We start from the raw sequence: 10,115 nt of genomic DNA on the forward strand, positions 1-10,115 counted from the left end.
TGGGCAAGCCGGGTCTACCGTTGTTGCTGGTGTAGTCTGATGCAAAAATGTTCTCGCAATCGGACCAGTCGATTCTCTGACTCATTTGCACCAACTCGTGGCGCATGTTGATGACGTCATCAAGGTAGATGTTGAGCAGGTCACGCTGTGGATTCTGGCGCTGATCGCGGGGAGTCATGTCGATTTCTCACGATTTTGGCGAGGATAGACCAGATTTTACGCCGAAAAGGGAGCATCATCCAGGCGCATAATCATGATTTCACGGTGATTTTTGGTTTTTCAGGACCGACTAATGACATCCCCTTTGCAGACATTGCCTTGCTCATCCTTCTCGCCAAGCTGCCATAATGCCGACCAAGAACCTACATCACTCCAACCTGCGTCAAGCGGCACAACCATAGCACGGTCGGTTTTCTCCATAACTGCATAATCTATAGACTCCGCGCAGCAATTTTCAAAAGCCTCGGCATTGATTCTGATAAAATCCAAATCCGGCTGAACATCTCTCATAGCGGCAGCGCAAGACTCATAAATATCAGGCCGATGAGCCTTGAGCTCTTCTAGATAGCGATCCGCACGAAATAAAAACATGCCGCTGTTCCAGTAGTATTCCCCACTAGTTATATATTCACTGGCAGTGGCGGCATCTGGCTTCTCCACAAATTGAGCCACCTTAAAAAAATTACCAAAAGGCTTGCCACGACCAATGTAGCCATATCCTGTTTCGGCATGAGTCGGTACTATTCCGAAAGTGACCAGCTCGCCCGATTTCCCAAGGTCAGCAGCCTGGTTAACCGCAGTTTGGAACGCCTCGGCGTCAGCTATGGCGTGATCAGAGGGCAGAACCAGAAGTAGGGCATTATCATCTGACTTCATAGCGGTCAGTGCTGCCAATGCAATTGCAGGTGCTGTGTTACGGCCAACAGGTTCCAAAATGATATTATGGTCAAGCAGCCCGATCTGCCGCAACTGCTCGGCTGCCAAAAAACGATGCTCTTCATTACAAATAAGAACGGGCGGAGCAGTTTCAAGCCCTTCCAGACGCTTAAAGGTCTGCTGCAGTAGAGTGCTCTCACCGGTCAACCCTAAAAACTGCTTAGGATAGAGCTCTCGGGACATGGGCCATAAACGAGAACCAGTTCCACCCGCCATGACAACAGGATAAATCATTTTATAATACTCCTTACTCAACTAATGAACGAAGGTAATCCTTGGTATAAGGATGGACATCATGAGCCTCCATTGCCCGCTGCAAGGACCACCAGGCAAAGTTTCCATGTTGGTCTTTAGGCAGGGACTTCAAAGGCTCAGACAGTTCCACAAATTGACCAATAGCAACGTAATGTGTCCCTGGAGTTTCACCGAAAACACTATCGCTGTAAAAATGCTCGTAGACACCTAATAATTGTGATTGAGCATAAAAAAGAACTTTACCAAGCTCTGACAGGCTGATGCGCTGGTAAGCCTGATCAAGGCTCTCGAACTTTCTTACACGTCCACCGGGTACGAACCAAAAACCTTGAGCAGGACGATTGAGACGTTCACCCAAAAGGACTTTACCCTCGTTCAAAACTACCAAATCGATAGAAACGAGTGGCGTGCTCTCTACCACCTTGAGGAAACGCTCATGTGGTAAAAAATCTTGGGAAGTAGTACTTGTATCCAGGACACAGAACCCTTTAGCCGCCGAATTGATCGATCACTTCTTTAAGGAAGTTTATTTCTTTTTGCAATGAAACCTGATGATTGCCTACAAACAAACCGGCTCGATCTATGTAGTCGGCAGCTTCAACTTCACCACTAACCTCATAATCGAAAAACTCTAAAACTTTAGTGTTTTTCAGAAAATTACCCGTTACAATAGGTCGACACTCAATCTCGGCTTTCTTCAAAGCGTTCACCAATTGCCGGCGATCAAAAGGAGCATGCTCTTTTATTACCATTGAAAAACCGAACCAACTGCTTTCACCAACTTCTTCCTGTATCGACAAGAAAGGGTGATCAGAGAAAAGCTCTTTAAAAAGGACCGCATTTTCACGACGCACATCGATAAAACCTGGCAGTTTTTTTAGCTGTTCAATGCCTATAGCGCCACTCATTTCAAGGGGACGAACATTGTAGCCCGGCAAAACAAACTTGAAAGCCTCCTCAAATGGGTCGTCGCTCTTCACTCCAGTGACGTGGTTCTCATTTGGCAAGTTGCGGGTCCAGCCATGTGCCCGCAAACAAAGAAGCACGTGATACAATTCTTCCTCATCAGTGAGGATACAACCACCCTCCATGGTCGCAATATGATGTGAAAAAAAGGAGCTAAATGTGCCCATCAACCCAAAAGTACCTGTTTTCTTTTTATTATATTCGGCCCCCATGGATTCACAGTTATCTTCAAGCAAGATAATATCGCGCCCATCGATCATAGCACTAATAGTGTCAAAATCGTTTGGATTACCAAGCAAATTGACTAGTAAGATGGCCTTTGTTTTATCAGTTATAGCCGCCTCAAGTTTTTCAACGTCAAGGTTCAACGTTTTCGGGTCGATATCAACAAATTTTACCTTCAGGCCATATTGCTGAAGTGGAAAATAAGTTGTCGACCAGGAAACGGCCGGAACTATAACCTCATCCCCTTGTTTTAAGTACTTATTTTTGGAATAAAATAGGGCGGCAATCATCAACAGGTTAGCCGTCGAACCTGAACTTGTCATCACGGCATATTTTGAATTAAAAAATTGTGCAAAATCATTTTCGTATTCGGCGACATAGGAACCCATACTAAACATATTGGAGTCCACAACCTTTTGAATGGCCTCCAGCTCTTTATGATCCCAGGTACTCGATGCGAGAGAATAGTTACTCATATATCCACCTCTTGAAGAAAATATTCGTAAGTTTTGCTTATTCCATCAGCGAGTCGTGTGCTGGAGCACCACCCCATATTATTTATCCTGCTGCTATCTATAAGTTTTTGACGCATACCGACAGGCCTGGACAAATCATGTGAGAATTCTCCCTTATAGCCGACAACATCTGCTACTGCTTTGTAATATTCATTTATAGAATAATCGCGCCCGATCCCAACGTTCATAAGTCCAGAAGCAGGGCCGCCTCTTTGTATTTCCGCAATTACAGAGAAGATACAATCGGCAAGCTCTTCAGCGTACATAAATTCACGCCTGGCGTTGCCATCTCCCCAAATTTCAACTGTGAAGCTGCCGTTTTTATGGGCCTCATGAATTTTACGTATAACGGCAGGAATCATATGGGAACTATGAGGGTCAAAATTATCGTGCCGCCCGTACAAATTACAGGGAATTAGAGTGACATAGGAAACGTCGTTGTCAGTTTCTGAAATATACTGGCACAATTTTGTAGCGGTTACTTTAGCAAGTGCGTAACCCTCATTGGTTGGCTCAAGCTCTCCTTTTAAAATTTGATTCTCGTGTAAAGGATTTAACGCATCACGAGGATACATACAAGAGCTGGCCAGATTAATGCAGTATTTAACTCCCGCACGATACGCTTCGTTAATAACGTGTATACCCATCAAAGAGTTTTGTACAAGAAATCCAGCGGGATCAGCTATGTTGGCCTGAATTCCGCCAACCCGACCTGCGGCATGTATAATCAGATCAGGTTGTACTGCACTGATGTAATCCTTCACAGAAGCTTGATCAAGCAGGTTCAACTCACTACTTGAAGGAGCAAGAATTTCAAAAAGGCCTGCCGACCTGTGCTCAAGGATATTTCGGCCCACCATTCCCGAGCCGCCAGTTAACAGTACTCTCATTTGAGTCCTCACTCGGTCGATATGGTAACGTGATGCCCACTTTTCTTTAGAAAAGCATGGCGTTGTGCTGTTTTCAAATCCTCAGCAACCATCTCGGCACACATTTCTTGTGTCGAAATTTCAGGCTCCCAACCCAGCTGCTGCTTTGCATAGGAAGGATCGCCGAGCAACGTTTCGACTTCTGTGGGACGAAAATAGCGTGGATCGACCCTAACCAGGATATCTCCTACGCTTAAAGCAGGTGAATTGTCACCATCGATTGAGGTCACAACCGCAACTTCGTTAACCCCTTCTCCTTTGAAGTCCAGGCCGATTCCAAGTTCTTCCGCAGCCCAGGTAATAAACTGTCGCACTGAATATTGTTTGCCTGTGGCAATAACAAAATCTTCAGGTTCATTCTGCTGCAGCATCATCCACTGCATTCTTACGTAATCTTTAGCGTGCCCCCAGTCACGTAATGCATCCATATTACCCATATATAGGCAATCCTGAAGGCCTTGTGCAATGTTGGCAATACCACGAGTAATTTTACGGGTTACGAAGGTTTCACCGCGGCGAGGACTTTCATGATTAAACAGAATACCATTACAGGCATACATTCCGTACGCTTCTCGGTAGTTGACCGTAATCCAATAAGCATAGAGCTTGGCGACAGCGTAGGGTGAACGAGGATAAAAGGGCGTCGTTTCTTTTTGTGGTATTTCCTGTACTAAACCATATAACTCTGAGGTTGAAGCCTGATAGAAACGCGTTTTTTGCTCTAGACCGCAAATCCGGATGGCTTCAAGAATACGCAGCGTACCCATTGCATCAACATCCGCCGTATATTCCGGCGACTCAAAAGAGACAGCAACATGAGATTGAGCACCAAGATTATATATTTCATCCGGCTGAATTTCCTGAACCAGACGAATCAGATTTGTGGAGTCGCTTAGATCCCCATAGTGAAGAACAAACTGCTGATGTTCTACATGTGGATCCTCGTAAATGTGGTCGATCCGCTGAGTGTTGAATAATGAGCCCCTACGCTTTACGCCGTGAACCTCATATCCTTTAGACAAAAGGAATTCAGCAAGATAAGACCCATCTTGTCCAGTTACGCCAGTAACCAAAGCTTTTTTCATAACTTTAAATCCTTAAATACTTTTTCTTTAACAAAGCTTTCCACTTCTAAAAAAACTAAATCATCTTTTTGTGTTTTTCTCTCCTCAATGCCACAAAATAGCCAATGGTGATAGGCAACCACGACCTTTGCATAGTCGCTTTTAAGCTCTGCCTCTTTATAAAAACCAATCCAATTGAGTAATGTTGTTGTTCCATCTGGATGCACAGTCGAGGCGAACCATCTTAATCCATACTTGTTTTGCTTCATTAAAGATTTGACGGCCTCGTCTGCCAGCTCAATTTTCTCAGATTTATACAAAACGGCTGCTAAAACTAACTTATAATACGGATTTTCATCGTCAATTGCGCTGCATAAACTTATAATCTCCAACCGCAGCCCCTCGCTTATCAGATTCCATTTTTTGTGTAGAAGATAGGATAAGGAAAAAGATATCTGGAGGCTAGATATTTCCTCCCCTCTCAATAAGTTTAATTTTTCTAATATCTTTAAAATATCATCCTCAGAAACCAAATCCATCTCTTCCTTTTCAACTTTTTTTCCTGAAATCCAGCCAGCTAATACTGCAAATCCGGATGCCCCAGCGTATATTTTATCGCATCGAGACATAAGTACCATGTCAAAAAGGGCTGATTGCTCCTCGTTAAAGCTCTCACTCTTAAGATTTTTTGAGTAAAGAGCTCCATATTTTTTCGATAAGAAATCACATAGCTGCACATCTTGACCAAAAATAATCACATCTTTATTGTTCTTCTTTGAAGTCTCAAGCAAGTGAACTGCATCGTGCAGAGGAATAACTTTTCCAAGGTATCTATCCATGTAACGATAAAAACCATAAACGATGTCACCAGCTCTTAGGTGAATTGCGACTGGAGAATGATTTACTGCTACAGCTTGTGCTTCTTTTTTTGCTTTTTCAAGCTCTGTAGACCAAGCAATATTTGAAAAGATTTCTTTATACGTCCGACTATCCATTTTAATGTTTTTTATTTGGTTACTCAGAAGATTTTGTGCAACTAGCACTCCATTAAAACCTCCGCTTATTGATACTTCTCTTATTTTATCTTCATCGAATCCATCTGCCCCAGCCTTCTTACCAACTTCATTCAAACTAACAAGTTTTAACTGACTCTTCTTTTTGTCTACTACGTGGGAGTTTATAAAGTCTTGTGAAAAGACCTTCTCTGGAGGTGCTATAGAATGGAACTTCCTTGCGCCTTTAGATATTTGACCCCATGAAAAATAAAAATTAGCACTAATATGGTTTGCCAAGGCCATTATGTTCAAAAGACCTTTTAATCTTTCACCAAATCCATCAGTCCTGAGGCTATATAAATTTATCTTTTCGCGAGAGCCTCTTTCTCCTTGCCTCATTCTACCTAGAAAACATATAGGTCCGAGGTGGAGATAATTTATATCTTGGAGGATTACCTCAACTTTATTTGTTTTTATCAAGCTATCGATTCGAAGAATTAATGGTAGTGAGTCAGGAAGTGATCCAAAATGGCAGCTGCCGGAATAAAGAGTTTTTTTGACTTCAAAAAAATTAGTCGTGACAACACTAATATTTTTGTTTATTGTGGAAAATGGCATTTTCTTTCTGTTATTTATTACGACATACTTTAATTCTACTGCATCCTCAAAGGTGAAACTCCACCAAGGATTCTTCTCATACCCAGTGTGAAAAGCAAAATCTTTACAGTCTTTTAGTTTTAAAGGGCGACAACTATCTTCTCTGTGTGACCATTTGGAAAGTGAGCTCTGAGCAGAAGTGCCGTAGTCATTCAAAACTTCTAAAGATTCATTTTTACAAATATTTTTTATGAAGTCATTCAACATAATCACCAAGCCCTTTACCTTTTAGCTTTAAATTAATTTAATTAGGAGCATATAACAGAGCGTTCATCACTAACTTTGCAGGCAGTATTGACATTTCATCATTTAGGCAGCAGCCCCAAAATATTTTCCTTTTATTTTTATGCACGGACTTTAACGGCCTATGGTTCAAGTACTTCATAAATATGACGAGATTGCTTAGGACATACATTGAGCTTCAGGGAAACACTGCATAAATACCTTCACGAGCGAATGGCTACGTTGCGCGGTACTCGCAAGCTCGCCTAACCCCACGTTATGTCTCGCTTTCTGCGCTCCGTGCGCCTTGCCCTTCATCTCGTTCGGCGATTTATTTAGCGCTTCCTTAGCCTCAGTGCTGAGCTGAGCCAACTCCACAACCTCAATCCTGAAATGGTGAACAAGTAGCAGCATAGCAGTCCAGTGATAGATGAATGCATAAGCCTTTGGCAGCCAAACTCCAAGCTAAAGGACGGCGATTATCATTAGACACACCTAACTTGCCTTATATAAATACCTCTTTGCGCTCCATTACTTTTATCCCACATATGAGATGGATGAGCCTGCATCGGCTGTATGTCACGCCAAGGCATCAGCCAACTGCCTCGTTGAGTCGATAGGGCAACAGCATCGCCAGGAACGCCGGACAGTCTGTCGACCAAAGCGCAGGCTGCTTCCCGGAAGCCCACAATTCGTCTTGATTCAGCACATGCTGCGTCAGCGCTTGTCCCCCGAGCAGATCAGCGGCAAACTCAGACATATGACTATCCCTGACCTTCGAGACGCCTACGTGGTGCCTGTCAAGGTAGTTGGAAGACGCGGTCATGCTGCTTCTAACTGCTGATCCCGTTGGTACATCGGATCATCCAGGTCTGGATTCAGTCAAGCCGTCTTGCGAGGCACCCAGTTGCAAGTGGACCCGCTTCACCGGCCCGGATTCTTGCGCTTCGTCTCGGCATAGATAGCATCTCGCCTAGCCAGGACAGCGACGTCCCAGCCTTGATGCCGCTCCGCCGGTGTCACGAAGCGGATGGCGCTGTGCTTGGCAGACTCCATGACGACTCTTTTGACTATTTTTCGGGACTATATAGCTATTTTACATATTTTTAAATTCTCGCCCATGATTTAGTATTCGCAAATCAAAAATTTCTCTGAAATATAATTATACTAGCATATTGTTCGCTGCCATTTCCCTATCCACCACTGACCGAGTCACCATGTGCTAATATTTTATATTTATTTATCCGCTTGTTGCTGTATTCATGCCTTTAAGTGCTTCAACTAAACCTAAATAATAGCCTTCTTTATAATGGAAAGGTGCGACACCCCATCTGTGATTAGGATCCGCCACAAACATGCTGTCATCTAATTTTATCAAGGCGCTTTCACCTAGCACTGACTCAATGTACCTATATTGCTTAGCTAGAAAAAAATTTTCCTCAGAAACAGGTGTAGATGAATTTAACATGTTGCCATCTTCATCGCATGAAGCTAAATAAGCTTCAGTCACTCTAACTCTTTCTGAACCGACACTTGAGTCTAACTCATTTATAAATTGCAAAAAAGCACCACGCCAAATATCCTGATACTCTTGCGACTTCGATTTAATCCTGCGTCCTTTCAACTCCTTATTGACGCCACTTTTTTTTGCTTCATTTGAAAGCGTTAACACACAGCCATCTTCTAAAACAAAAAGATCAAACCGCATGTTTATCAAATCCATTAACAAAATATCATAATCATCATGTTTAATCCGTTCTCGGAAATTCCTTTTCAAGTCGTTTTCTAGTGATCGGCGCTGAAAAGAAGATTCCAGACGATGGCTATAATTATCGATAATCTCTCCACCGCTATAGACGCTGGCGAGCGAGCTTCTGGCAAAATATCCGGATAATTCAAAAGAGTTCGGATAGTTAAATATATCTCTAGATATGCATCCGCCAAAAACAAGTATCCTCTTTTTTTCCATAAAACTACCTATACTCCAGTCCAACTTGGCATGCTTTACACTCTTCCTGAAGAGACATCTTTAACACGCGAAGCATTGTTTAAAATTAAAACTTTTTCTACTTTATCATAATTTTTTGGCAAGAGAAATCGTTACTCTACACTAGAACTAGTGAGCAGCTTACCATAATGTGTGTTCAGCCAAGCTTTTCCCTTCAGCTAACCGAACAGGCGCTCTACCAAATTGCGATGACGATATTTCGGTTGGTCAAACCAATGTGGCAGGACCTGACGTGAGCGATCTGCGGTAAAGAAACGAGCCCCTCGGCATCTACAGCGTTATTCGAAAGACTTAAAGTGACTACTACCGTATACTCTCGATTAATAGATGGGTACAGCTTAGCAATATGATTTCGTCAAGTAACGCTGAGGCTCCCGAATTTCAAAGAGACATCTCACTTGAAACCTGAATTCAAGCAATAAGCGCAGCACCCGCGGTGTCCAAGGCTCCTGAATATTCCCCCAGAAAAACCTATGCCGGTGTGCGATAGCCGAGACGTTTTCGGGGTCGGTCATTCAACTTCTCGACCATCTCGCGCAGCTTGGCATCGGAGACCTGCCAAAAATCCGTTCCCCCGGGGAAGTACTGTCGTATCAGGCCATTGGTGTTCTCATTGGTCCCACGCTGCTCAGGGCAGTAGGGATCGCAGAAGTAAGTCGCTGCCGTTACCGCCCGGGCCACAGTCTCGTGATCAGCAAATTCCGAACCGTTGTCCAAGGTAATGGTCTGGACAGCACCGCGGCGAGATTTCAGCAGCCGAATCATGGCCTTTTGCGTCAGCTCCGCCGAAAGCCGAGGCAACCGTGCCGCCAGCAGATAGCCGCTACGTCGCTCGACCAGCGTGACCAAGCCCGACTGCTTATGCCCTTAGTACTACGGTGTCACACTCCCAGTGGCCAATGAAGTGCCTTTCATCGATCTCAGTCGCGCGATGATCAATGCCCACGCGATCGGGAATCCTGCCAAGTCCTGCGCTCCTGACTTGAGCCCGGTGCTTGTTGCGCCGCCCGGGCCGGCGGAGGTGCTTCCAAAGATCGCCATCACAGGCCTTGTCATCCCGGAGCCTGTCAACATAGTTGGCACATTAAATGACTTCGGCTCTTTAAAATCCTGCGGCTTGTGGCACCGGGTTCCGCTCGGGATTGAGGTGCACCACATCCGGCAGGCTGAGCTTGCGGATGTCGCCCGACCAGCGCTCCGGGTGACGCTTTTTCGCCGCCTCGAAGACCTCACGACGCTGCGCCAGGATGCCTTTGGCCTCGCCGTTATGGCGCTGGCTCGGTGTGACGTAGCGAAGCGCGCTGTGCCGGTGCTCGTGGTTGTACCACCGGGTAAATTGCTGA

Annotated in this window: 7 protein-coding genes and 4 pseudogenes; 1 reads left to right on the forward strand and 10 read right to left on the reverse strand. The window is 44.5% G+C overall.

Features of this window, described 5'->3' with window-relative positions; genetic code table 11:
* The 7 genes and pseudogenes from H146_RS22240 to H146_RS21585 all read right to left on the reverse strand — a co-directional run.
* Positions 1–178: pseudogene (locus H146_RS22240) on the reverse strand (IS5/IS1182 family transposase); the annotation flags it as partial.
* 101 nt (positions 179–279) lie between these two features.
* Positions 280–1,170 carry a mannose-1-phosphate guanylyltransferase/mannose-6-phosphate isomerase gene (locus H146_RS19820; RefSeq protein WP_019953180.1) on the reverse strand — a complete coding sequence of 297 codons (891 nt, stop codon included), beginning with the start codon at positions 1,168–1,170 and terminating at the stop codon, positions 280–282.
* Between the two features lie 13 nt (positions 1,171–1,183).
* Positions 1,184–1,696 (reverse strand): GDP-mannose mannosyl hydrolase, encoded by a 513-nt coding sequence (locus tag H146_RS21005; protein ID WP_342664567.1) that lies wholly within the window; start codon positions 1,694–1,696, stop codon positions 1,184–1,186.
* Positions 1,680–2,858, reverse strand: coding sequence for a DegT/DnrJ/EryC1/StrS family aminotransferase (locus tag H146_RS0117530; protein WP_019953181.1), 1,179 nt, complete (start codon positions 2,856–2,858; stop codon positions 1,680–1,682). The genes H146_RS21005 and H146_RS0117530 overlap by 17 nt, the downstream gene beginning before the upstream one ends.
* Positions 2,855–3,787 (reverse strand): GDP-L-fucose synthase family protein, encoded by a 933-nt coding sequence (locus tag H146_RS21010; RefSeq protein WP_083920938.1) that lies wholly within the window; start codon positions 3,785–3,787, stop codon positions 2,855–2,857. The genes H146_RS0117530 and H146_RS21010 overlap by 4 nt, the downstream gene beginning before the upstream one ends.
* Positions 3,788–3,795: 8 nt before the next feature.
* Positions 3,796–4,911 (reverse strand): GDP-mannose 4,6-dehydratase, encoded by a 1,116-nt coding sequence (gene gmd, locus H146_RS0117535; RefSeq protein ID WP_019953182.1) that lies wholly within the window; start codon positions 4,909–4,911, stop codon positions 3,796–3,798.
* The gene (locus H146_RS21585; protein ID WP_156826893.1) at positions 4,908–6,749 is read right to left on the reverse strand and encodes a hypothetical protein; all 1,842 of its coding nucleotides are present in this window, start codon (positions 6,747–6,749) and stop codon (positions 4,908–4,910) included. The genes gmd and H146_RS21585 overlap by 4 nt, the downstream gene beginning before the upstream one ends.
* Positions 6,750–7,404: 655 nt before the next feature.
* Here H146_RS21585 and H146_RS21590 point away from each other — a divergent pair.
* Positions 7,405–7,557 (forward strand): annotated as a pseudogene (locus H146_RS21590) (IS30 family transposase); the annotation flags it as partial.
* A gap of 447 nt (positions 7,558–8,004) precedes the next feature.
* On the opposite strand, the gene H146_RS21595 reads toward H146_RS21590, so the two are convergent.
* The 3 genes and pseudogenes from H146_RS21595 to H146_RS21775 all read right to left on the reverse strand — a co-directional run.
* Positions 8,005–8,733, reverse strand: a complete 729-nt coding sequence (locus H146_RS21595; protein ID WP_156826894.1) for a DUF6270 domain-containing protein — start codon at positions 8,731–8,733, stop codon at positions 8,005–8,007.
* A gap of 510 nt (positions 8,734–9,243) precedes the next feature.
* Positions 9,244–9,829, reverse strand: a pseudogene (locus H146_RS22550) (IS30 family transposase); the annotation flags it as partial.
* A gap of 45 nt (positions 9,830–9,874) precedes the next feature.
* Positions 9,875–10,115 (reverse strand): annotated as a pseudogene (locus H146_RS21775) (IS3 family transposase); the annotation flags it as partial.

This window comes from Kushneria aurantia DSM 21353 (assembly GCF_000382245.1).
Classification (GTDB): Bacteria; Pseudomonadota; Gammaproteobacteria; order Pseudomonadales; family Halomonadaceae; genus Kushneria; species Kushneria aurantia.

What these genes read in the sequence shown, in the direction of transcription:
- H146_RS19820 (WP_019953180.1), bottom strand. Translation starts at nt 1,170, where the DNA reads ATGATTTATCCTGTTGTCATGGCGGGTGGAACTGGTTCTCGTTTATGG.
- H146_RS0117530 (WP_019953181.1), bottom strand. Translation starts at nt 2,858, where the DNA reads ATGAGTAACTATTCTCTCGCATCGAGTACCTGGGATCATAAAGAGCTG.
- H146_RS21010 (WP_083920938.1), bottom strand. Translation starts at nt 3,787, where the DNA reads ATGAGAGTACTGTTAACTGGCGGCTCGGGAATGGTGGGCCGAAATATC.
- gmd (WP_019953182.1), bottom strand. Translation starts at nt 4,911, where the DNA reads ATGAAAAAAGCTTTGGTTACTGGCGTAACTGGACAAGATGGGTCTTAT.
- H146_RS21585 (WP_156826893.1), bottom strand. Translation starts at nt 6,749, where the DNA reads ATGTTGAATGACTTCATAAAAAATATTTGTAAAAATGAATCTTTAGAA.
- H146_RS21595 (WP_156826894.1), bottom strand. Translation starts at nt 8,733, where the DNA reads ATGGAAAAAAAGAGGATACTTGTTTTTGGCGGATGCATATCTAGAGAT.